A 21,526-nucleotide genomic window follows, 5' to 3' on the forward strand; every position below is an offset into this window, starting at 1 on the left:
GGGACCCAGCCGAGGGAGACACCATGTCCGCCACCATCGCCGCCGTGGTCAGGCCAGGTACCGGCGCCTTCGCGTGGGAGGAGATCCGGCTGGACGCACTGCGCGCCGACGAGGTGCTGGTCCGGATCGTCGGTGCCGGCATCTGCCACACCGATCTCGCGGTACGGGACGGCCACGTCCCGCTGCCGCTGCCCGCCGTGCTCGGCCACGAGGGCGCCGGCGTCGTCCAGGCGGTCGGGGACCGGGTGACCCGGGTCGCCCCCGGCGACACCGTGCTGCTGTCCTTCAGCTCCTGCGGCGCGTGCGGCGCCTGCGCACACGGGCGTCCCGGACACTGCGACACCTTTCTGCACCGCAACGCCTCCGGTTCCCGCGCCGACGGCACCAGCCCGCTCGCCGACGCCGGCGGCGAGCGGCTCTCCGGGCGGTTCTTCGGACAGTCCTCCTTCGCCGCCCTGGCCATCGCCGACGAACGCTGCGCCGTCCCGGTCGAGGTCGCGGACGAGGACGAACTCGCCCGGCTCGCCCCCGTCGGCTGTGGCGTGCAGAGCGGCGCGGGCGCCGTCCTGAACGTGCTGCGTCCCCAACCGGGCGACACGCTCGCCGTCTTCGGCACCGGAGCGGTCGGCCTGTCCGCGGTGATGGCGGCGGCCCTCACCGCGGCGGTGCGGGTCATCGCCGTCGACCTCCGCCCCGCCCGGCTCGCCCTCGCCCGCGAACTCGGCGCCACCGACACCCTCGACGCCGGGCAGGGCGATGTGGCCGAGCGCCTGGCCGAGCTGACCGGCGGCCGCGGTGTCAGCCACGCCGTGGAGAGCAGCGGGGTGCCCTCCGTCCTGCGCCAGGCCGTCGACGCGCTGGCCGTCGGCGGCACGGTGGCGGTGCTCGGTCTGCCGCCGGCCGGCACCGAGGTGGCGTTCGACGTCAACGCCCTGCTGAGCGGCCGTACCGTGCGCGGTGTGTACGAGGGCGACAGCGACCTGGTCACCTTCATCCCCGCCCTGGTCGCCCTGCACCGCGCCGGCCGCCTCCCCTTCGACCGGCTGATCCGCACCTATCCGCCCGAGCGGATCAACGAGGCGGCCGATGCCGCCGCCCGGGGCGAGGTCATCAAACCGGTCCTGCGGTTCCCGGCCACCCCCGGCTGACACCGACGCTCAACCGGCGGACTCATGGCCGTTCAGCCGGACCTCCTCGATGTCCAGGTGGGCCTGGACCTGCCGCGGCACCGTGTCGTCGATGCGCCGCTCGTCGCGCAGCCGCAGTACCGTGGCCCATTGGTGGGCGATCATGGCCAGCGGCAGTTCGCCGTAGTGCCGGTTGTACGTCAGCGCCATCTCGTCCTCCCCGTGGCCGTTCCCGGGTCCGGCCCGCAGCACCGTCTCGTACTCCCGCCGCGTCCACTCCAGCACCTCCGGGGAGGTACCGAGCCCTGCGGCCTGCCGCCGGGTCGCGGCGCTCGCCCGGCCGGCCCGCCGCGCTGGGTCGGGCTCAGGCCATGGTCGACACATCGATCACGAAGCGGTAGCGGACGTCGGAGGCGAGGATCCGCTCGTAGGCGTCATTGATCTTCTGCGCCGGTATCAGCTCGATCTCGGAGCCGATCCGCTGCACGTCGCAGAAGTCGAGCATCTCCTGGGTCTCGGGCAGCCCGCCGATCATCGATCCGGCGAAGGTACGGCCCGAGGTGAGCAGGGAGAACACGTTCAGCGACATCGGTTCGGCGGGCGCGCCCACATTGACCAGGGCGCCCTCCACGGTGAGCAGCGACAGATAGGCGTCGAGGTCCAGACGGGCACTGACCGTGTTGATGATCAGATCGAAGGTCCCGGCCAGCTGCTCGAAGGTCTCCGGGTCGGAGGTGGCGTAGTAGTGGTCCGCGCCCAGCCGCAGCCCGTCGTCCCGCTTCTTCAGCGACTGCGACAGCACGGTGACCTCGGCACCCAGCGCGTGGGCGAGCTTGACCGCCATGTGGCCCAGACCGCCCAGGCCGACCACCGCGATCTTCGTCCCCGGCCCGGCGCCGAACCGGCGCAGCGGCGAGTAGGTGGTGATGCCCGCGCACAGCAGCGGGGTGGCAGCGGCCAGATCGACGCTCTCGGGCATCTTGAGCGCGAAGTCCTCGGTGACCACGATGTGGGTCGAGTAGCCTCACGTGGGTGAGGCGGCCGTCCGTCTCCAGCGCGCCGTAGGTGAGGGTGCCGCCGACCGTGCAGTACTGCTCCCGGCCGGACCGGCATGGGGCGCACGCGCCGCAGGAGCCGACCAGACAGCCGATGCCTGCCTTGTCGCCGGGCGCGAAGCGGGTGACCTCGGCACCGACCTCGGTGACGATGCCCGCGATCTCGTGGCCGGGGACGACCGGGTAGTGGGCGTCCCCCCATTCGCCGCGGACGTGATGGATGTCGGAGTGGCAGATCCCGGCGTACCGGATCTCTATCAGGATGTCGTGCGGGCCGACCTCGCGGCGTTCGATGGTGGTGGGGGTGAGCGGCTCCGTCGCCGAGGTGGCGGCGTAGGCGTTGACAGTGAACACGTTGCTCCGTGGATGGGGTGGATGTGGTGGTCTCAGGTGCGCGGCAGCAGCCGCGTGGTGGTCGAGTGCGCTCCGTCGGTCAGGACGGAGTCGAGGACGGACTGCGCGTAGTGCCCGTACTTCGTGCGGTACGCGCCGTCCACCTGGTCGTTCAGTGCCGGGTCGGCGTCGCTGTAGGTGACGTCCTTCTCCACACCGCCGGCCCGGATCCGGCCCTCCCGGCGGATCCGGGTGGACCGGTACCAGTCGGAGTCGGTCCCCTTGACGGACCGCACGTACAGGTCGTCGTGGTCGCGCACCACCCAGATGGTGCGCCAGCTGCTGAGCGAGCCGTCCTGGCGCAGCGAGGCGATCCGCAGTTCGTCCGCGTCGCCGACCCTGGTCAGTTCGTCATCGGTCCATGTGCTCATCGGATGACCTCCTCGTGCCGCGCGGTCCCACGAGGGGCCCGCGTGATTCCTGCCGGTAGCCAACGACCCCCGGACAGGGCCCGCCGCTGTGACGGGGCGGTGCGGCGCGAGGCATCACTCGTTCGGACGTTCTCCAGCCTGCCCGGCGCGGCAACCGGGTGGCAGACCGCGATGTGCCGGGGAGCGGCGTTCGGGGGAGTGACAGGGCCCCTCTCCCCCCGTCCGTTCCGGCCGCCGGCGCGCGACACTGGAGGGCATGACGCGTGAGCCATCAGGTGGTACGGAGCTGGGCCGCTTTCTGCGGGCCCGCCGTACCCAGACCACCCCGGCCTCGGCCGGCCTGACGGTCGGCCCGGGCCTGCGCCGTACCCCCGGGCTGCGCCGCGAGGAGCTGGCGACCCTGGCCGGGGTGAGCATCGACTACTACACGCGCATCGAGCGCGGGCGTGAGACCCGGCCCAGCCCCGCCGTGATCGATGCGCTGGCCCGTGCGCTGCGGCTCGACGAGGCCGAGCACGAGCATCTGCGCGACCTCGCGACGCGCTCGGCCCGCCAGGCGCCGGAGGCCGCGGCCGTGCCGAGCCGGACGGTCAGCGCGGGCGTCAAGCTGCTGCTGGAGGGGATGCGGCCCTATCCGGCGCAGGTGCTCAGCCGCAGCATGGACATCCTCGCCTTCAACCCGGGCGGTGCCCGGCTGTACCCGGGCATGGAGGAGTGGCCGGTCAAGCAGCGCAATCTCGCCCGGTACATCTTTCTGCACCCCTCCTCGCGTCAGCTGTTCACCGACTGGGACAACCAGGTGCGTGGCTGCGTCTCCCGGCTGCGGACCCTGGCGGGCACCGACCCCGACGCCCCCGACCTGGCCGGCCTGGTCGGGGAGCTGCTGCTGAAGAGCCCGGAGTTCGCCAAGCTGTGGGACCGCTACGAGGTCCGGCCGCACAGCCACGGCAGGAAGACCTTCCACCACCCCGAGGTCGGTGAACTGACCCTCGGCTACCAGTCGATGCTGCTGGACGGAACCGCCGGGCACCGCGTCAACACGTACTTCGCCGAGCCGGGCACGCCCGAGTACGACGCGCTGGTGCTGCTGGACATCTCCGCCCACGAGCGCCTGAGCGTCGGGGCGAGCCGGTCCGGCTGTTAGGGCTGCGAGGGCCGCCGGGTCCGGTCCGGCGCCGGATCGGGAGCGGGAGACGGGGCGGGCACGAGGGAGTGGGCGGCCCAGGCGTCGTACAGGCGGGCGAGATGGAGCCGGTCCTCCGCCGACCACTGCTCGCCACGGCTGGAGACAAAGGTTCTGATGGCACGGTTGATGGCGTCGGAGGCGAGTTCCATCTGCGGTCCTGGGGAGGGCGGGGGAGTGGGTGCGGTCATGGTGGTGCTCCCGGCTATCCGCGAACGTCGGCGTGCGGTGTCGTCGCCGGGACGTCCGGTCCGCGCAGCGCCTGGCTGAGCGTGGTGGTGAAGGGCGGCCTCTCGTCCCGCTGACGGATGCGCCGTTCGACGGCCTCCCGTGACCAGCGCTTGCGCAACGTCTTGGCGCTCATGCCCAGGGCGTCGGCGATCTCCGCCGTGGTCAGTCCGTCGATTCGGGCCCGGCGGACGGCGGCGGCCACCAGATCCTCCCGGGGCAACCCGGAGGAACGCAGCAGTCTGAGCAACTCCCTTGCCGCGTCCGGGCCCGGGATGAGCGCCGCGGTCTCCGTGAGACGGGCGTGTCCGGTGAAGTCGGCCGCGACGGCGGCGGCGTAACCGTCCTCCGCCGCGGCGCCGGATGTGTCGACGGCGCTGCGCATGCGGTACGCCGCGTCCCGGCAGCGCTTGCCGCAGTACTCCTTGGGACGGCCGGAGTGGTTCGGGGTCACATCCATGCGGCACTTCGGGTTCTTGCAAGGGGTCATGATGCCTCGGTGGGGCAGGGCGGGCCGGGGTACGGCCCGCCGTTCCGTCTTCGTGGTGGCGCCAGGCGGCGGGGACGCCGGTCCGGCACCGGGACCGGGCGGGTCGCGCGGCGGACGGCCGCGGTGGCGGTGGAGCGCGCCGCGCCGGCCCGCCCGGCTGTGCCGTGCTGCGCCGGATCAGCCGATGTGCAGGCGGTGCCAGCGCAGATGGGAGCCGCGCGCGGCGGCCAGCGCGATGAACGCGGCGACCGCGTCCAGCAGGCCCGGCCCGTCCCAGATCAGGACCAGGGGCAGGGCGATGACGGCGATCGCCGCGGCGGTGGGCACCATGACGGTGGTTTCACGACGACGGGTGGTTTCGGGGGTGGGGACCTGCGGAATGCTACGGTCACCACGCCGGTCCAACGAGCCCGTTAACGGGAACACGAGGGTCGGCGGTACACGGTCGGGAGACATCGTCCTCCTTGATGCGTGGGTCACAAGTCGAAGGGGAGCCCGGGCTGGTTGGTCGCCTACCGGGCCCCTTCGCGTGCCTGGACGCTACCTGTTCAACCGTACGAGACGCCAGCACTACCAGACGTAATCACCATCATCGCGCCGGAGGGGCGGCGAAATTCGCAGTAATATGCCAGTGGCGGTCAAAAACGGTCAGGCTGCGGGGCGTTCCGGTGGAGAACCTTCGCCGTCCACGCACAACCCCACCGGGCTGGCGTCCCGCCTCCCTCATCCGATAATGGACCTTCCCCGGTGTGCGGCTTGCTCGCCGTGATGGTCAACCGGGGTACGCGTGCCACGAGTAGAGGCATGACCGGGTGGGTCGGGGGAGGGCTCCATGGACGCCGCGACGACGGTGGGACTACGGCTGGGATCGGCGGCTCTCGCACCGCTGATCAAGAAACTGTTCCGCGCCGAACCGCCGGGCGCCAAACTGGTGGAGGCGCCGGTACGGCTCTCCTCACTGGTCGCGTTCGGCGGCGAGAAACGGGACCTGGGCCGGCGTGAGCTGGAAAAGCTCGTCCGGGAGCTGGTCGACCGGGCGGTCCGCGCGGCCGGTCCGCACGACACACCCGCCCCGGACGCACACGAGGCCGTCGCGGCGGCCCTGACCGACACCCTCACCGCACTCGGCGCCCTGGACATGGACGATGTCCAGGCCGTCGGCCTCGGCCCCGAAGGGCTGGCCCGGACACTGCTCCCCCACCGCTCGGGCGAACTGTCGCGGGACGGGGAGCTCTTCCACGACCGGCTGCTGCACCTGGCCTGCCTGCACATCCTCGACCACTTCACCCGGCGCTCCACCTTCGTCGCCCGCACCCTGGTCGAGCAGAGCCGCAGGACCGAAGGGCTGGTACGGGCGGTGGACCTGCTGCTCGAACGCCTCCCTGCCCGGCACACCGCGGACGCCGAGTTCGAGGAGCGTTACCGGTCCCACCTGGCACGCAAGCACAGCCGGCTCACCATCTTCGGCATCGACGTCGACGACGAATGGCCCCTGGACGACGCCTATCTGAGCCTGGAGACCATCGAGGCCGAATCCCACGCGGCGATCGAAGGACCCGAGGGCGACGCCCTGCGCCGGTCCGTCCCGCCCCGCCGCGCCGAACGGGCCCTCGCCGGACTGGACAAGGTCCTGCTGCGCGGCGTCGCCGGAGCCGGGAAGACCACGCTGGTGCAGTGGCTCGCCGTCACCACCGCCGAACACCGGCTGAGCGACCACCTGACCCACCTCTACGGACGCGTCCCGTTCGTGCTCCCCCTGCGCACCCTGACCCGCTCCGGAAACGAACTCCCCACCCCCAGCACGTACCTGAACGTCGTCGGCTGCCCGCACACCCCGCCCACCGGCTGGGCGGAACGCGTCCTGTCCGCCGGGCGCGCTCTGCTGCTCATCGACGGCATCGACGAGGTCCCCGAACCGCGCCGTGACGCCACCCGCCGCTGGCTGCGGGAACTGCTCCGGGAATTCCCCGGAAACGTCTGCCTGGTGACGGGCCGCCCCTCGGCCGTGAGCGAGGACTGGCTGGCGGCCGACGGCTTCCGGGAACTGTCGCTGTCCGCCATGAACCGCGAGGACGTGGCCGCCTTCATCCAGCGCTGGCACCACGCGGCCGGCGCCGGCCAGGAACGGGCCGAAGCCCTGCTGGCCGCCGTCCGCAGCCGCCAGGACCTCGGTCGGCTGGCCACCAACCCACTCATGTGCGGCATGCTCTGCGCGCTGCACCGCGCGAGCCACGGATATCTGCCCCGCGGACGGGAGGAGTTGTACGAGGCGGCGCTGCGGATGCTGCTGGAACGCCGGGACCGGCAGCGCAGCATCGACCACGGCCCGCACCTGGACGCCCGCTCACAGACGCTGCTCCTGGAACGGCTGGCCTACTGGCTGATCCGCAACGGCCAGCACCAGATGGAACGCGCCGACGCCATCGACCTGATCGACCAGGTGCTGCCCACCATGCACCGGGACACGGCGGGGCTCAGCGCCGAGGATGTCTACCGGCACCTGCTCGACCGCTCCGGCATGCTGCGCGAACCCGCCGAGGGCGTCGTGGACTTCATCCACCGCACCTTCCAGGACTACCTCGCCGCCCGCGCCGCCGTCGAGAACCGCGACTTCCCGCTGCTGGTACGGAACGCCCACCTGGATCAGTGGGAGGACGTCATCCGCATGGCGGTGGCCCACGGCCGCCCCGAGGAACGCAAACGCCTGCTGAAGCAGCTGATCAAACGCGGCGACACCGTCAAGAAGCACCGGGTCCGGCTGCACCTGCTGGCCATGGCCTGCCTGGAACACGCCACCCAGCTGGACCCGGAGGTGCGGCGGGAGGTGGAGCAACGGGCCGCCGCGCTGATCCCGCCCAGAACGATCCATGAGGCGGCGGTGCTCTCCGATGTGGGGGAGGTGGTGCTCGAACTCCTCCCGGGGCCTGACGGATTGACCGATGACGAGTCCCTGGCGGTGGTGAACGCGATCGGTGTGATCAGTGCGCAGGGAGCTGAGGCGGCGCTGCCCAGACTCGCCGAGTTCGCGGCGCATCCGTCGCTCAGGGTGAGAGAAACGCTGCTGCGCTGCGCGACCGACATCGATCCCGCACGCTTCGCGAAGGAAGTCGTCTCCCGGCTCCGTCTGGATGACCAGCCACACTTTCAGGTGGGTAACCATGAGGAGCTGTCCGCGCTGGACAGCCTGCCCGACCATCCCTACGTGTCGCTGTTCGGGGATTTCAGTGCGGAGGAGATCCTCGCGGCGTTGGGTACGAGGGTCCTGAAGGAACTGTCCATCCATGGCCGTCAGCTCACCCGCCTGGACTTCCTCGGCCGCTTCCGATCCCTGGAACGGCTCTCGCTCATCGACGCACCCGCGATCGCGGATGTGGCCCCCCTGTCCACCCTTCCCCTGCGCAGTCTGCTGCTGCGCAAGACGCCCGCGCTCCGTGACCTCCGTGCCCTGAACGCCCTGCCGGATCTGCGTTACCTGTACGTGGGAGACGGGACGACCTGCGAGGGCCTCGATCTCCTGCCGGACCGGGCGCCGCTCACCGACCTGGGGGTGCCGGGCACGGTCACCGACTTCACCGGGATCGGCACCTGGCCGCATCTGGAAACCCTGCGGATCGTCTACACGGAAGACACCGCGGACCTGGTCCCCTCCCCGGAAAGCCTGGCGGCCATCGCCGCACTGCCCGCACTGACGAACCTGGTGCTCCCCGCACGTGTGCTGCGCGCCATGAGCCGCCACGGGGTCAGCGTTCCGCAGGTCACCTACGCGCACGTGTTCCAGATCGAGGAGGAGGCGGATCTGCGGGACCTCGGCCTAATCCTGCCGGGTCTGCGTGACCTGATCCTGTACACGGAATTCGAGCTCAGGGTCGATGCCCGCGTGCTGGTCACCGTGGAGGGTCTGGCCTCGGTGGAGTGCCGGGGCCGCACGCGCCTGACACACCCTGAGAACCTGCCCCGTGTCACGGTGACGCAGCCCCTGGAGTCCCGCTACTAGCGTCCACGCTCTCCCCCGCCCCTGTCCGGCAAAAGAGTGGCCGCCGGTGGTGACCTGCGGCGACGCGCCACAGGGCCGGGGGTGCCGCCCTAGGGTGGCGCGCGTGGCTTCGGTAGTGAACGGCGTTTCGCAGCGGAGGGTCTCCCGTCCGGGCCGGTTCGCGCCGCTGCTCGTCGCGGTCGCCTGCGCCGTGTCCTTCGCCGGGTCCGCGCTCGCCCAGTTGGCCCTCGGGCTACCGATAGGGGATCTCGACGTCTACCGTGCCGAGGGCTGGGCCGTGCGCGACGGCAGCGATCTCTACGATCTCGCCGTCAGCGCGCACGCCCTCCAGGCCACCTACCCGCCGTTCGCCGCGCTGTTCTTCGTGCCGCTGACGCTGCTGAGCGTGGAGGCCATGCGGGCCGCGGTGCTCCTGCTGAACCTCGGCCTCGTGCTCGTCCTCGCCCGGCTCTCCCTCCGGCTGGCCGGTCTCCGGCCACCGGGGCACTGGCGGTGGGCCGCGCCGCTCGCCGTCGCCGCCGTCGCCGTGTGGTGCGAGCCGGTGTGGGCGACCATCCGGTACGGGCAGATCAACCTGCTGCTCGTCGTCCTCGTCCTGTGGGATCTGACCCGGCCCGCCCCGCACCGGCCGGCCGGGTTCGCCATCGGGATCGCCGCCGGGATCAAACTCACGCCCGCGATCTTCGCGGTGCTGCTCACCGTGGCCGGGATCATCATGCTCGTCCGGCGGCGGGAGAACGGGTTCCTGCTGATCGCCACCCGGGCCTGGGCGGCTTTCGCCGGGACCGTCCTGCTCGGCGCGCTCGTGCTGCCCGAGGCCTCCCGGCGGTACTGGACGGAACTGGTCCTGGCCGAGGACCGGGTCGGGGCGGCCGAGGCGGCGGCCAATCAGTCGTTGCGCGGGACGCTGGCCCGTTTCCTGCACACCGGCGACCTCCCGCCCTGGTGGCTGCCGGTGGCGGCCGGCGTGTGCTGCGCCGGGCTGGCCGTCGCCGTCGCCGCCCTGCTGGCGGGGGAACGGGCCTGGGCCGTGATCGGCTGCGCCACCACGGCGCTGCTGGTCAGTCCCGTGTCCTGGTCGCACCACTGGGTGTGGGCGGTTCCCGCGGTGGTCCTGCTGGGTGCCGAGGCCACCCGGCGGCGGTCGCGGCCGTGGTGGGCGGCCACCTGGGCCGCCGTGCTGCTGTTCTGTTCCTACGTCAGCTGGCTGCTGCCGCACGACGCGTCCCGCCCCGAGCTGGATCTCTCCCCGGGGCAGCAGTTCCTCGCCGCCGGCTATCCGCTGGCCGGTCTCGTGCTGCTGGCCGTCACCGGCACCCTCTCCCGCGCCGCTCTCACAGCACCGCCCGGAAACCGGGCAGCCGCCGCAGCCGTCCCGCGAGCGGGAAACTCAGCGCGATAGCCGCCGCCGTCACCAGCACCCACGCGGTCAGCGGCGCCGGATCCAGCGGGGAGAGCGCGAACTGGAACGCCACCACGATCGGCAGGTGGACGATGTACACGGTGAAGGCGGACCCGGCCAGCGAACCCAGCACAGGTCCCTCGTGGTTCAGCCGCTCCCGGAACAGGGTCAGCAGGCCCAGGCACAGCGCCGTGCACAGGAACGTCTCGTACACCGCCCACAGCGCCGCCTGCACCGTCAGCCCGCCCGTCCCGTACCGGAAGGCCCCGGTGCCGCCGGCCGCGAACAGCAGCAGCGATCCCGCCACGCCGCCCGCCAGCCACACATAGCCCGTACGGGCCGGGATCGCGGTCAGCCAGCCGTGCCGGTGGGCGAGGATCCCGGCGAGTGCTGGCCCGCAAGCTCGGCGACGGGGCCCCACGCGTCGTCAATGAGGATGCGCGCATCGTCTCGGCGTGCACCACCAGCAGGGTCAGCGAGTGGGCCACCACGTCGTGCATGTCACGGGCGATCCGCACCCGCTCGGCCGCCGCCGCGCGCTCGGCCAGCAGGGTGTGCTCGCGCTGGGCGTCGGCGACCCGCTGCCGTACCGCCGCCAGGGTCAGCCTGTGGCTCTGCACCACGACGCCCAGCGCCCAGGCCACCGGCACCGGGGCCGCGCCCAGAGGTGGCATCGCTCGAACGAGTGAGTCTCCCGCCGGAAAAGGTGTGGCGTGCCCGTCACGCGGATGATCTCCCGGTTCGACCCCCGACTTTGCATGATCATGCGTATTTGTGCATACTCTTCCTATGTCCAAGGTCCTCACCTCCCTCCCCGCCGGCGAGCGCGTCGGCATCGCCTTCTCCGGTGGTCTCGACACCTCGGTCGCGGTCGCGTGGATGCGCGACAAGGGTGCCGTCCCGTGCACCTACACCGCCGACATCGGCCAGTACGACGAGCCCGACATCGCCTCGGTGCCCGGCCGCGCCAAGACCTACGGCGCCGAGATCGCCCGGCTGGTCGACTGCCGCGCCGCACTTGTGGAGGAAGGGCTCGCCGCGCTGGCCTGCGGGGCGTTCCACATCCGCTCGGGCGGTCGGGCGTACTTCAACACCACGCCGCTGGGCCGTGCCGTCACCGGCACCCTGCTGGTGCGCGCGATGCTGGAGGACGACGTCCAGATCTGGGGCGACGGCTCCACGTTCAAGGGCAACGACATCGAGCGCTTCTACCGGTACGGCCTGCTGGCCAACCCGCAGTTGCGGATCTACAAGCCTTGGCTGGACGCCGACTTCGTGACCGAGCTCGGCGGTCGCAAGGAGATGTCCGAGTGGCTGCTCGCACACGACCTGCCCTACCGCGACAGCACCGAGAAGGCGTACTCCACCGACGCCAACATCTGGGGCGCCACCCACGAGGCCAAGACCCTGGAGCACCTGGACACCGGGGTGGAGATCGTGGAGCCGATCATGGGCGTCCGGTTCTGGGACCCCTCGGTCGAGATCCCCACCGAGGACGTGACGATCGGCTTCGAGCAGGGCCGGCCGGTGACGATCAACGGCAAGGAGTTCGCCTCCTCCGTCGAACTGGTGATGGAGGCCAACGCCATCGGCGGCCGGCACGGCCTGGGCATGTCCGACCAGATCGAGAACCGGATCATCGAGGCCAAGAGCCGCGGCATCTACGAGGCGCCGGGCATGGCCCTGCTGCACGCCGCGTACGAGCGGCTGGTCAACGCGATCCACAACGAGGACACCCTCGCCCAGTACCACGCCGAGGGCCGCCGCCTGGGCCGGCTGATGTACGAGGGCCGCTGGCTGGACCCGCAGGCACTCATGGTGCGCGAGTCCCTCCAGCGCTGGGTCGGCGCGGCCGTCACCGGTGAGGTGACGCTGCGGCTGCGGCGCGGCGAGGACTACTCGATCCTGGACACCACCGGCCCCGCCTTCAGCTACCACCCGGACAAGCTGTCCATGGAGCGCACCGAGGACTCGGCGTTCGGTCCCGTGGACCGCATCGGCCAGCTCACCATGCGCAACCTCGACATCGCCGATTCGCGCGCCAAGCTGGAGCAGTACGCCGGGATCGGCCTGATCGGTCCGGCGGGTCCGGCCACCGGCGCCGCCCAGGCCGCCGCCACCGGGCTGATCGGCGCCATGCCGGAGGGCGGGGCCGAGGCCATCGCCTCCCGCGGTGAGGTGTCCGGCGACGACGAGCTGCTGGACCGCGCCGCCATGGAGCTGGGCAACGACTGACCCGGTGACGGGAAGGAAGCAGGGCCGGACGCCGCCGTGGCGTCCGGCCCTCCCTCTCGTTGTCCCGCTTCCGGCCCCGGCTCAGCCCAGCGGGCTGTCGAAGGCCGGCTCGGTGTGCAGCAGCGCGCTCAGATCGGCGCCGGGACCGTACTCCACCGGCGCGAGCCCGCGCCCGAAGAGCACCGCGCCGGCCGCGACGCCCCCGAGCGTCAGCCGCCCCTGATCTGCGCGCACCCAGGTGCCCTCGCGCAGCCCCAGCACCGGCACGTCGTTCTCCTCGTGGAACTCCGCGATCCGCTTCGCCCGGGTCTCGCCCATGTGGGTGCTGCCCGGCACCGGGTCCAGGTAGTGCGGATTGATCTGGAACGGCACCAGGCCCAGCGCGTCGAAGGACGGCGGCTGGACGATCGGCATGTCATTGGTGGTGCGCAGGGTGGGGCACGCCATGTTGGTGCCGGCGCTCGACCCCATGTACAGCGCCCCCGCCGCCACCTTCGCCCGGATCGCCGGGATCAGGCCGTGCCGGTGCAGCGCGGTCAGCAGCCGGAAGCTGTTGCCGCCCCCGATGAACACCGCGTCGGCCTCCTCCAGCAGCGCGGCGGGCCGGTCGGCGGTGTGCGCGCCCCGCACCTCCACCCCCAGCGGGGCCAGCGCCCCGGCGATCGCCGCCGTGTACGCGTCGTGGTCGGCCTGCGCGTAGGGCACGAACAGCATCCGGCGGGCGCCGCCGAGGGCGTCGGCGATCTCCTCACGGGCGTGCTCGAGGGGGCCGTGCCCGGGGGCGGTGGAGTTGGAGAGCAGCAGCAGGCGCACGGGGGTGCTTCCTTCCGTGGTGGTGGGGCGGGTCGGGTGGGATCAGGTCGGTCGGGTGCCGGGCGGGTGCCCGCCGGCGCGGTCAGTGCGGGTCGACGGGGGCCCGGCGCGGACGCAGCGGGGTGAGCAGCCGGCCCAGGTCGGCGGCGGCCTTCGTCAGCGGGGCTACCACGGCGGTGGGCCGCTCCCCGAAGAAACCGCTGGGCCCGGCGACCGACAGCGTGCCCACCGGCCGCCGGCCGACCAGCACGGGCACCGCGACGGCGGCGGTCTCGTTGTCGTACTCGCCCTCCGAGCACGCGTAGCCGCTCTGCCGGGCCTCGGCGAACCGCTCCTCCAGGAGGACCGGATCGGTGAGCGTCCGCTCGCCGAACCGGGCCATCGGGCGACCGTACAGCAGCGCCGCCCGGTCCCTGGCGGGCAGCATCGCGAAGTACGCCCGCGAGGTGGCCCCGGCGTGCGCCGGGTACAGCTCCCCGGTCAGATCGTGGGCCCGCAGCGGCCCCGAGGCGCCGTCCACGGCCGCGACGCAGCGCATGTGCACGCCGTCCGGCACCGCGAACAGCACCCCGTACCCGACGGTGTCGGACAGCGAGCGCAGCACCGGCCGTACCAGGCTCGCCATGCCCCCGTCGCGCTCCCACACCTTGGCCAGATGCCACACGGCGGGCCCCAGCCGGTAGCGGCGGGTGCGCGGGTCGGAGACCACGAAGCCGCGGTGGGCCAAGGCGGCGAGCAGCCGCTGGGCCACGGACTTGTCCAGGCCGAACTCGGCCGCGACATCGCTCACCCCCCACTCGGGATGGTCCCGGTCGAAGGAGAGCAGCAGGCTCAGGACCCGGTCGGCGGTCTGCAGCGGGGGTTTGTCGGTTTTCTGGTCCCGGCCGGTCGGAACAGAGACGATTTCCGACACGGGATCTCCCAGGGGATGGGTCGCCGTCATGCCAGAAGTGTAAACCGTCCCGCATATAGAGAAACTATTGCGTTACGGTGAACAGCGCGCGGATTCTGTACGCGCACCGGCCGCCCGTACGGCCGACCGGTACGGCGGCCCCGCCGGTATCCCGGCCCGTCCGCCCGGCCCGCCCGCCCACGCCATCCCCCGGGGCGACGACGGAGCCGGCGACATCTCCCACAGCACCGCGACGGCGCGGCCGGCACGACCCGGACGACCCCTTCCGTCCCCCGGGCGCGCCCTCAGTGAAAGGACCCCCCGTGCTCAAGCACGTCCTCGACATCATCGAACTGCTGGACCGCCCGCAGACCGGCGGGGAGCTGCTGGCGGACCATCTGCGCACCGTGCACGCCACCGCGGCGGCCGAGGCGGGCGACACCGCCGGCGCCCCCGCCGGCGTCAGCGTCGAGGTGACCACCCTCACCGGGGACAAGGGCAGCACCGACTTCGTCGCCGTCACCGTCCCCGGCCGCGACGGCCGCCTCGCCGGCGGCGACGCCCCGACCCTCGGCGTACTCGGCCGGCTCGGCGGAGTGGGCGCCCGCCCCGAGCGCATCGGCATGGTCTCCGACGCCGACGGCGCCGTGGCCGCCCTGGCCGCCGCCGCCAAGCTGCTGGACATGCACGCCAGGGGCGATGTCCTCGACGGCGACGTGCTGCTGTCCACCCACGTCAGCGGCTGGGCCCCGACCCAGCCGCACGACCCGGTGCCGTTCATGGATTCCCCCGTGGACACCCTGACCTGCAACCACCAGGAGGTCTCGCCCGCGATGGAGGCGATCATCTCCATCGACACCACCAAGGGCAACCGCCTGCTCAGCCACCGGGGCATCGCCCTGTCACCCACCATCCACCAGGGCTGGATCCTGCGGGTGAGCGAGGACCTGCTGTCCGTGCTGGAGAGCGTCACCGGCGAGCCCGCCCGGGTGCTGCCCGTCACCACCCAGGACATCACGCCCTACGGCAACGACGTGCACCACATCAACTCCATCCTCCAGCCCGCCGTCGCCACCACCGCCCCCGTGGTGGGCCTGGCCGTGACCGCCGCGACCCCCGTCGCCGGCTGCGCCACCGGCGCCAGCCACGAGAGCGACATCGCCGCGGCCGCCCGGTTCGCCATCGAAACGGCCAAGGAGTTCGGCCGCGGCGGCGCCCGCTTCCACGACCCGGCCGAGTTCGCCCGGCTCGTCGAGCTGTACGGCCCCATGACCCACCTGCAGTCGCTCCCGTCCTGACGTCCCGACCTCCCCGGTCCGACGCACGCACCACCAGGAGTCCCCCGTGGAACCGAGTCTTTCCACTCCGCCGCCCGCTACGGCGGAACCCGGGCAGCGGCACCCGCGCGCCTTCGAACCCATCACGCTCGTCATCACGATCGCGATGTCCGTCCTCGGCGCGCTGATCGGCATCGTGCTGATCACCTCGCTCGGCGTCTCGCCGAACACCTCGGTGATCGGCGCCCTGGTCGCCATGCTGGTCGGCCGCATCCCGCTGGGCATCCTGGTCCGGATGCGCTCCCCGCACCGGCAGAACCTCGTCCAGTCCGCCATCTCCGGGGCGACCTTCGCCGCCGCGAACTCGCTGCTCACCCCCATCGCGGTGCCCTTCGCGCTGGGCCGCACCGACCTGGTGTGGCCGATGCTCGGCGGTGCCGCCATCGGCCTGGCCGTGGACAGCTGGGTCCTGTACCGGGTCTTCGACTCCAAGCTGCTGGCCGCCTCCAACGCCTGGCCGGCCGGCATCGCCTCCGCCGAGACGATCAAGGCGGGCGACACCGGCGGACGCAAGGCCGCCGTGCTCGGCGTCAGTGCCGTCGCCGGACTCCTGGGTGCCCTCGCCAAGCTCCCCACCGCCGCCGCCGGCGTCGGCTTCCTCGGCAACATCTGGGCGCTGGCCATGTTCGGCATCGGACTGCTCATCGCCCAGTACGCACCCGGGATCTTCGACGTCAACCTCTCGCAGGAGTTCATCCCGCACGGACTGATGGTCGGCGCGGGCATCGTCGCCCTGATCCAGGCCGTCCTGCTGATGCGCAACCGCAAGAGCCGCCGCGCCGCGGCCAAGCCCGCCGAAGTCCCCGCCCACCCGGGTGACACCCCGCGGGACGCCGCGCAGGACCCGGCACCCGCCGGCCCGGACACCCGCACCAAGGACGCCGCCCAGCTGCGGCGCGGCCTGATCCAGGGCATGGTGCTCTTCCTCGGCGGCGCCGTCGTGGTGGCCCTCACCGGCGGGATAGCCGGCGGCATGTCACTGCCCGGCCTCATCGGCTGGGTGCTGCTGGCCGCCACCGCCGCCCTGGTCCACCAGCTCATCGTGGGGCTGGCCGCCATGCACTCGGGCTGGTTCCCGGCCTTCGCGGTCACCCTCATCGTGCTGATCGTCGGCCTGGTGCTGAAGATCGAGACCGTTCCGCTCGCGCTGCTCGTCGGCTACACCGCCTCCACCGGACCGGCCTTCGCCGACATCGGCTACGACTTCAAGGCCGGCTGGCTGCTGCGCAAGGACGCCACCCCCTGGCTGCCGTACGAGATGGACGGCCGCCGCCAGCAGTACCTCGCCCAGCTCGTCGGCTTCGCGGTGGCGCTGATCATCGTCGCCATCGCCTGGAAGGGCTTCTTCGAGGAGGGGCGCATCCCGCCCGTCTCCGAGGTCTACGTGGCCACCATCCTGGCCGGCCTGGACCCCGGCGTGATGGGCACGCTCCTGCTGTGGGCCATCCCCGGCGCCCTGATCCAGGCCATCGGCGGCTCCTCCCGGCAGATGGGCGTGCTGCTCGCCACCGGTCTGCTGGTGGCCACCCCCGCCGCCGGCTGGATGGTCCTGGGCGCCCTGGCCGTCCGCACCGGCTACACCGTGTGGCGTCGGCGCGGCATCACCGACCCGGCCGCCCGCCGGGCCTCCGACGAGGAAGCCGAGAACGACCTGTCCCTGGTCGGCGCCGGACTCATCGCCGGCAGCTCCGTCAACGACATCGGCCAGCTCACCAAGACCCTGTGAGGCCCCGCATGAGCGCGATCCTGGGCCTGGTCACCATCGGCCAGGCACCCCGTACCGATCTGCACGAGGACGCGGCCCCGCTGCTGGGCGGCGCGGCGTTCACCGAACACGGCGCACTCGACGAGGACCGCTTCGAAGGACCGGACGAACGGGCCACCCGCGCCGCGCTCGCCCCCGCGCCCGGCGAGACTCCCCTCGTCTCGCGGCTGCGCGACGGCCGCTCCGTGGAACTCGGCCACCACGCGCTGCTGCCCCGGATGGCCCGCGCGGTGGCCCGCGCCGAGGCGGACGGTGCCGGGGCGACCCTGGTGCTGTGCACCGGGAACTTCCCCCAGCTGCCGGCCACCCGTCCGCTGCTGTTCGCCGAACCGCTGGTGCAGCGCGCCGTCGCCGCCCTCTCCGGCGGCGACCCGGTGGGCGTCTGCTGCCCGCACCCGGATCAGGCGGACGACGTGGGGCGGCGCTGGAGCACCGTCCTGGACGGCCCGGTACGGGTGAGCGCGGCCGACCCGTACGCCCCCGGCGACGCCCCGCTCGACCAGGTCGCGCGCGCCGCGGCCGAACTGGCCGACCGGGGCAGCGCGTGGATCGTGCTGGACTGCATCGGCTACACCGAACGCATGCGCCGCGCCGCCGCCGCGGCCACCGGACGTCCGGTGCTGCTCGCCCGCTCCCTCGCCGTCCGGCTGGCCGCCGAGGTCGCCACCGCCCACCACCGCACCGGAGACCCCGCATGACCGTCGGCATCATCCGCGTCCTGACCAGCGAGGACCCCGTACAGGTGGACGGCCACGGTCGGCTCCTGCGGGAGCGCTTCGGCCTGCGCACCGACTCGCGCTGCATCCCGGGCCAGCCGCGCGGCATCCATGACGAGGAGAGCGAGCGCCGCGCCGCACCGAAGATCGTCGACCTGGCCCGCGCGCTGGAACGCGACGGCGCGGACACCGTCCTCATCAGCTGCGCGGCCGACCCCGCCCTCGCCGCCACCCGGGCGGCCCTCGCCGTGCCGGTCATCGGCGCCGGCACGGCCGCGGCCGGGGTGGCGCTCGGCCTGGGCACCCGCGTCGGGGTGATCGGCATCCGGGACGAGGTACCACCGGCCATCGGCAAGGTGCTCGGCCCGCACCACGCGGGCCACCGCCGCCCCGAGGGGGTGCACGACACCGTCGGCCTCACCACCCATGAGGGCGCCGCGGCGGTGCTCGCGGCCGCCGCGGAACTCGTCGCGGACGGGGCGGACACCCTGCTGCTGGCCTGCACCGGACTGACCACCCTCGGCATCGCGCCCCGGCTGGAGCGCGAACTTGGCGTGCCGGCGGTGGACGCGGTCCTGGCGGCGGGTCTGCTGGCCCTGCGCTCCTCGTCGCCGGCGGCCCCGCCGCAGGTGCCCCGTCCCCGGTCCGGGGACGGCCCGGTACGGGAGTGACGGGCGTGGGCGGGTGACAGATGGCGACAGGGAGCCCACCATGGGGAAACGGTTCAGCTTCCAGGGAGGCCGCCATGAGCACAGCCGACGACGCCCACGACGCCCACGACCGCTCCGCCCCGCTCAAGATCGACACCACCGTGCCGCACTCCGCGCGGTTCTGGAACTACTGGCTCGGCGGTGACGACTGGTACCCCGTCGACAAGGAGCTGGGGGACGCCCTGCGGGAGGAGTACCCGGCCATCGCCGGCATCGCGGTGGCGTCCCGCGAGTTCCTCGGCCGCGCCGTCCGCCACCTCGCCCGCGATGTCGGCGTCCGCCAGTTCCTCGACGTCGGCAGCGGTCTGCCCACCGCCGAGAACACCCACCAGGTCGCCCAGCGCTACGCCCCGGATTCCCGGATCGTCTACGCCGACACCGACCCCACCGTCCTGCTGCAGTCCCAGGCGCTGCTCACCTCCACCCCGGAGGGCGCGACCACCTATCTCGACGCCGACGTCATGGACGTGGACGTCATGCTGGAGCGCGCCGGGGCCGACCTCGACCTGGAACAGCCCGTCGCCCTCATGCTGCTGTCGATGCTCGGCCACATCGAGCCCGACCCGGCCGCCGAACTCGTCCAGGAGTACATGCGGCGGCTGCCCTCCGGCAGCTACCTGGTGACCTGCGACAGCATCGACGACCCCGTGGTCATCGCGGTCTGCGAGGACTACGCCGCCGCCGGCGCGGCACCCTACTACCCGCGCTCGAAGGAGCAACTGGCCGCCACAGCCGCCGGTCTGGAGCTGCTGCCGCCCGGCCTGGGCCCGATCGCGCGCTGGCGCCCCGACCACCCGGAGGTGGAACCGCCGCAGGACCAGCTGTACCAGTGGGGTCTGGTGGCCAGGAAGCCCTGACGCCGGGCCGGCCGCGCACCGCGGACCGCCGCGCCCGTGGCGCGGCGGTCCCGCCGGGTCAGCCCCGGGTGAAGCGGTACGTCACACTGTCCGTCAGCACGCAGAAGCCCGGGGACATGACGATCACCCGCAGCGTGCCCGAGCGCCGGTCGTAGTCGATGCCCTGCACCTCGAAGGCGCCCGAGCAGCCGCTGCGCAGCGGGAGCTGACGCAGCGCCGTCACCCGCCCCGTCACATCCGCCCCGCCGTTCGGCCGGTCGGAGAGATCGACCTGCAGCAGCGGCTTGGTGATGCCGAACAGGGCGCCCTGTGGGTCGTCGGAAGAGCACAGCAGCGTCGTCGGCCCGGAGAAGTCGCAGCCCTGGACGTCGCGCACCGGGCGGTCCAGGTGCACGGTGGAGACCTGGGGGAGATCGGCCGACGGCGAGGTGTCCGGGTTGACGCCCGGGGTGGGGAAGACCAGCAGCCGGCTCATCGTGCCGTACTCGCCGGACAGCATCCACTGCCCGTCGGGTGAGATGGCGACCCAGGAGTTGTTCAGCGCCTCCCCGGGGCCCAGGGTGTGCACGTACTCCGACCACCGCCCGTCCGGCGCCTGCACCCGGTACATCTTGGTGGTGCCCGAATCCCGCTGGTAGGGCTCGATGTAGTGACCGTCGTAGGAGGCGTCGGGGTCCCCGACATGGTTCCAGCCGCGCAGCCGCAGATCGGCGGGGATGGTGCCGATGCCGGTGTAGCGGAAGGGGCTGTTGGCCGGGATCTCCACCGAGGTCAGCCCCTGACTCTCGGTCAGCGGATCGGCCCGGTCGGAGCCCACCTCGGTCCAGGTGTCCGCGGCAGCGGCCGGCGGAGCGGAGAACAGCAGGGCGGTCAGGAGCAGGAGGCCGGCGGTGGCCACCTGGGAACCTCGCCCGGTACGCAGCGGCATGGGGGGTCCGTTCCTCGGAGGGGCGGGAGCAGGGGGGACGCGCTCGGCGGACAGTACGACGCGGCGGGCGGCCTGTACAGACCGCGCGGCGCGCGGCCGGGATCCCGCGCGAACCCTTGGCAGGCACCATTAATTCATATTTAATGGCGCCTGCTGGCCGTGCCGAACGGCCGGCGCCACCCCCTCTTGCCGCCGCACAGCCGCCCGGGAGCCGCGCGTGAACCCCTTCACCGGCCACTGCGCCGTCGTCACCGGAGCCGCCTCCGGCATCGGCGCCGCCACCGCCCACCGGCTGGCCGCCGACGGCGCCGGAGTCGTCCTGGTCGACGTGGCGGACGCCGCGGGAGAGGACACCGCCGCCGCCATCCGGGCCGCCGGCGGCCACGCCGTCTACCGGCACGGCGACGTCTCCGACGAAGCGCACTGGGACGGCGTCCTGCACACCGCGCACGAGCACTTCGGCCCCGTCTCCGCCCTCGTCAGCAACGCCTACACCGTGCGCATCGCCGCCGCCGACGCCCTGGACCGGGCCGGCTGGGAGCAGCAACTGTCCGTCAACCTCACCGGATCCTTCCTCGGCTTCCGGGCCTGCCTGTCCGACCTGCGTGCCACCGGCGGCAGCGCCGTGTTCGTCTCCTCCGTGCACGCGCTGGTCGGCATGCCGGGCCGGCCCGCCTACGCCGCCTCCAAGGCCGCGCTGACCGGCCTCATGCGGCAGTTGGCGGTCGAGTACGGCACCGAGGTACGGGTGAACGCCGTGCTCCCCGGCCCGATCCTCACCCGGGCCTGGGACGACATCGGCGAAGAGGACCGGCGGGCCAGCGCCGGACAGACCGCGCTGGGCCGGCTGGGCCGGCCCGAGGAGGTGGCGGGCGCCATCGCCTTCCTGACCGGCCCGGACGCCTCCTTCGTCACCGGGACGTCCCTCGTCGTCGACGGGGGATGGAGCGTGCTGAAGACCTCCTCCTGACCCGGGCCCCCGGCCCGCGGTCCCGATCGGCGACCCCCGCCGGCACCCCACCCCAGACCC

The 21,526-nt window shown here is 72.7% G+C and carries 20 protein-coding genes and 2 pseudogenes; 11 read left to right on the plus strand and 11 right to left on the minus strand.

The annotated features are described in order from the left end of the window. Positions 1-23 precede the first annotated feature (23 nt). On the plus strand, positions 24-1,148 hold the full coding sequence (locus SXIM_RS26440) for an NAD(P)-dependent alcohol dehydrogenase (protein ID WP_030737767.1): 1,125 nt from the start codon (positions 24-26) through the stop codon (positions 1,146-1,148). Between the two features lie 9 nt (positions 1,149-1,157). Here the strand turns inward: SXIM_RS26440 and SXIM_RS26445 are convergent, their stop codons facing one another. The 3 genes and pseudogenes from SXIM_RS26445 to SXIM_RS26455 all read right to left on the minus strand — a co-directional run bounded on the left by SXIM_RS26445 (position 1,158) and on the right by SXIM_RS26455 (position 2,946). Next, entirely contained in the window at positions 1,158-1,412 is a 255-nt protein-coding gene (locus SXIM_RS26445) for a hypothetical protein (protein WP_030737770.1), read from the minus strand. 79 nt (positions 1,413-1,491) lie between these two features. Then, positions 1,492-2,536: pseudogene (locus tag SXIM_RS26450) on the minus strand (NAD(P)-dependent alcohol dehydrogenase). Between the two features lie 32 nt (positions 2,537-2,568). Then, entirely contained in the window at positions 2,569-2,946 is a 378-nt protein-coding gene (locus tag SXIM_RS26455; RefSeq protein ID WP_030737775.1) for a DUF2255 family protein, read from the minus strand. Positions 2,947-3,202: 256 nt separating this feature from the next. Here SXIM_RS26455 and SXIM_RS26460 point away from each other — a divergent pair, with 256 nt between their 5' ends. Continuing rightward, entirely contained in the window at positions 3,203-4,090 is an 888-nt protein-coding gene (locus SXIM_RS26460) for a helix-turn-helix transcriptional regulator (RefSeq protein ID WP_030737778.1), read from the plus strand. Here the strand turns inward: SXIM_RS26460 and SXIM_RS26465 are convergent. The 3 genes from SXIM_RS26465 to SXIM_RS27610 form a co-directional block, all read right to left on the minus strand. Then, complete coding sequence (locus tag SXIM_RS26465) at positions 4,087-4,320, minus strand: hypothetical protein (RefSeq protein WP_148236165.1); 234 nt, start codon at positions 4,318-4,320, stop codon at positions 4,087-4,089. The two genes, SXIM_RS26460 and SXIM_RS26465, sit on opposite strands and share 4 nt — an antisense overlap. Before the next feature lie 14 nt (positions 4,321-4,334). Then, positions 4,335-4,817: a helix-turn-helix domain-containing protein gene (locus SXIM_RS26470; RefSeq protein WP_030737782.1), complete on the minus strand. Its 483-nt coding sequence runs from the start codon at positions 4,815-4,817 to the stop codon at positions 4,335-4,337. 207 nt (positions 4,818-5,024) lie between these two features. Further along, positions 5,025-5,177 (minus strand): hypothetical protein, encoded by a 153-nt coding sequence (locus tag SXIM_RS27610; RefSeq protein ID WP_158708083.1) that lies wholly within the window; start codon positions 5,175-5,177, stop codon positions 5,025-5,027. Positions 5,178-5,679: 502 nt separating this feature from the next. Between SXIM_RS27610 and SXIM_RS26475 the strand changes: the two genes are divergently transcribed. Beyond that, positions 5,680-8,841, plus strand: a complete 3,162-nt coding sequence (locus SXIM_RS26475) for an NACHT domain-containing protein (protein ID WP_046725282.1) — start codon at positions 5,680-5,682, stop codon at positions 8,839-8,841. Between the two features lie 103 nt (positions 8,842-8,944). Continuing rightward, positions 8,945-10,243 (plus strand): glycosyltransferase 87 family protein, encoded by a 1,299-nt coding sequence (locus SXIM_RS26480; RefSeq protein WP_078635819.1) that lies wholly within the window; start codon positions 8,945-8,947, stop codon positions 10,241-10,243. On the opposite strand, the gene SXIM_RS26485 is transcribed toward SXIM_RS26480, so the two are convergent. Both SXIM_RS26485 and SXIM_RS28875 read right to left on the minus strand, forming a co-directional pair. Then, positions 10,176-10,664, minus strand: coding sequence for an acyltransferase family protein (locus SXIM_RS26485; protein WP_234306982.1), 489 nt, complete (start codon positions 10,662-10,664; stop codon positions 10,176-10,178). The genes SXIM_RS26480 and SXIM_RS26485 overlap by 68 nt on opposite strands. Before the next feature lie 55 nt (positions 10,665-10,719). After that, positions 10,720-11,079 (minus strand): annotated as a pseudogene (locus SXIM_RS28875) (hypothetical protein); the annotation flags it as partial. Here SXIM_RS28875 and argG point away from each other — a divergent pair. Further along, entirely contained in the window at positions 11,033-12,478 is a 1,446-nt protein-coding gene (gene argG / locus SXIM_RS26495) for an argininosuccinate synthase (protein ID WP_046725283.1), read from the plus strand. The pseudogene SXIM_RS28875 and the gene argG overlap by 47 nt on opposite strands. An 81-nt stretch (positions 12,479-12,559) precedes the next feature. On the opposite strand, the gene pepE is transcribed toward argG, so the two are convergent. Together pepE and SXIM_RS26505 are read right to left on the minus strand one after the other, a co-directional pair. Beyond that, a complete protein-coding gene (gene pepE, locus SXIM_RS26500) occupies positions 12,560-13,291 on the minus strand; it encodes a dipeptidase PepE (protein ID WP_030737799.1) in 732 nt (243 codons plus the stop codon). Positions 13,292-13,373: 82 nt separating this feature from the next. Then, positions 13,374-14,234, minus strand: a complete 861-nt coding sequence (locus SXIM_RS26505) for an IclR family transcriptional regulator (RefSeq protein ID WP_078847047.1) — start codon at positions 14,232-14,234, stop codon at positions 13,374-13,376. Positions 14,235-14,506: 272 nt separating this feature from the next. Here SXIM_RS26505 and SXIM_RS26510 point away from each other — a divergent pair, with 272 nt between their 5' ends. The 5 genes from SXIM_RS26510 to SXIM_RS26530 all read left to right on the plus strand — a co-directional run bounded on the left by SXIM_RS26510 (position 14,507) and on the right by SXIM_RS26530 (position 19,568). Next, positions 14,507-15,481, plus strand: coding sequence for a DUF1177 domain-containing protein (locus SXIM_RS26510; RefSeq protein WP_046725284.1), 975 nt, complete (start codon positions 14,507-14,509; stop codon positions 15,479-15,481). A gap of 46 nt (positions 15,482-15,527) precedes the next feature. Next, the gene (locus SXIM_RS26515) at positions 15,528-17,246 is read left to right on the plus strand and encodes an OPT family oligopeptide transporter (protein WP_078847048.1); all 1,719 of its coding nucleotides are present in this window, start codon (positions 15,528-15,530) and stop codon (positions 17,244-17,246) included. Positions 17,247-17,254: 8 nt separating this feature from the next. Next, positions 17,255-17,983 (plus strand): AroM family protein, encoded by a 729-nt coding sequence (locus tag SXIM_RS26520; protein ID WP_043178657.1) that lies wholly within the window; start codon positions 17,255-17,257, stop codon positions 17,981-17,983. Next, positions 17,980-18,672, plus strand: a complete 693-nt coding sequence (locus SXIM_RS26525; protein ID WP_046725285.1) for an aspartate/glutamate racemase family protein — start codon at positions 17,980-17,982, stop codon at positions 18,670-18,672. Before SXIM_RS26520 ends, SXIM_RS26525 begins: the two co-directional genes overlap by 4 nt. Before the next feature lie 74 nt (positions 18,673-18,746). Beyond that, complete coding sequence (locus SXIM_RS26530) at positions 18,747-19,568, plus strand: SAM-dependent methyltransferase (protein ID WP_046725286.1); 822 nt, start codon at positions 18,747-18,749, stop codon at positions 19,566-19,568. A 58-nt stretch (positions 19,569-19,626) separates the two neighbouring features. Here SXIM_RS26530 and SXIM_RS26535 read toward each other — a convergent pair whose 3' ends face one another. After that, positions 19,627-20,496 (minus strand): hypothetical protein, encoded by an 870-nt coding sequence (locus SXIM_RS26535; protein WP_030737821.1) that lies wholly within the window; start codon positions 20,494-20,496, stop codon positions 19,627-19,629. 217 nt (positions 20,497-20,713) lie between these two features. On the opposite strand from SXIM_RS26535, the gene SXIM_RS26540 reads away from it, so the two are divergent. Next, entirely contained in the window at positions 20,714-21,466 is a 753-nt protein-coding gene (locus SXIM_RS26540; protein WP_030737823.1) for an SDR family NAD(P)-dependent oxidoreductase, read from the plus strand. Positions 21,467-21,526 lie beyond the last annotated feature (60 nt).

Source organism: Streptomyces xiamenensis (assembly GCF_000993785.3).
Lineage (GTDB): Bacteria > Actinomycetota > Actinomycetes > Streptomycetales > Streptomycetaceae > Streptomyces > Streptomyces xiamenensis.

Coding starts and splice junctions, on each gene's coding strand:
- SXIM_RS26440 (WP_030737767.1), top strand. CDS start 24: ATGTCCGCCACCATCGCCGCCGTGGTCAGGCCAGGTACCGGCGCCTTC.
- SXIM_RS26455 (WP_030737775.1), bottom strand. CDS start 2,946: ATGAGCACATGGACCGATGACGAACTGACCAGGGTCGGCGACGCGGAC.
- SXIM_RS26460 (WP_030737778.1), top strand. CDS start 3,203: ATGACGCGTGAGCCATCAGGTGGTACGGAGCTGGGCCGCTTTCTGCGG.
- SXIM_RS26465 (WP_148236165.1), bottom strand. CDS start 4,320: ATGACCGCACCCACTCCCCCGCCCTCCCCAGGACCGCAGATGGAACTC.
- SXIM_RS26470 (WP_030737782.1), bottom strand. CDS start 4,817: ATGGATGTGACCCCGAACCACTCCGGCCGTCCCAAGGAGTACTGCGGC.
- SXIM_RS27610 (WP_158708083.1), bottom strand. CDS start 5,177: ATGGTGCCCACCGCCGCGGCGATCGCCGTCATCGCCCTGCCCCTGGTC.
- SXIM_RS26475 (WP_046725282.1), top strand. CDS start 5,680: ATGGACGCCGCGACGACGGTGGGACTACGGCTGGGATCGGCGGCTCTC.
- argG (WP_046725283.1), top strand. CDS start 11,033: ATGTCCAAGGTCCTCACCTCCCTCCCCGCCGGCGAGCGCGTCGGCATC.
- SXIM_RS26505 (WP_078847047.1), bottom strand. CDS start 14,234: ATGACGGCGACCCATCCCCTGGGAGATCCCGTGTCGGAAATCGTCTCT.
- SXIM_RS26520 (WP_043178657.1), top strand. CDS start 17,255: ATGAGCGCGATCCTGGGCCTGGTCACCATCGGCCAGGCACCCCGTACC.
- SXIM_RS26525 (WP_046725285.1), top strand. CDS start 17,980: ATGACCGTCGGCATCATCCGCGTCCTGACCAGCGAGGACCCCGTACAG.
- SXIM_RS26530 (WP_046725286.1), top strand. CDS start 18,747: ATGAGCACAGCCGACGACGCCCACGACGCCCACGACCGCTCCGCCCCG.
- SXIM_RS26535 (WP_030737821.1), bottom strand. CDS start 20,496: ATGCCGCTGCGTACCGGGCGAGGTTCCCAGGTGGCCACCGCCGGCCTC.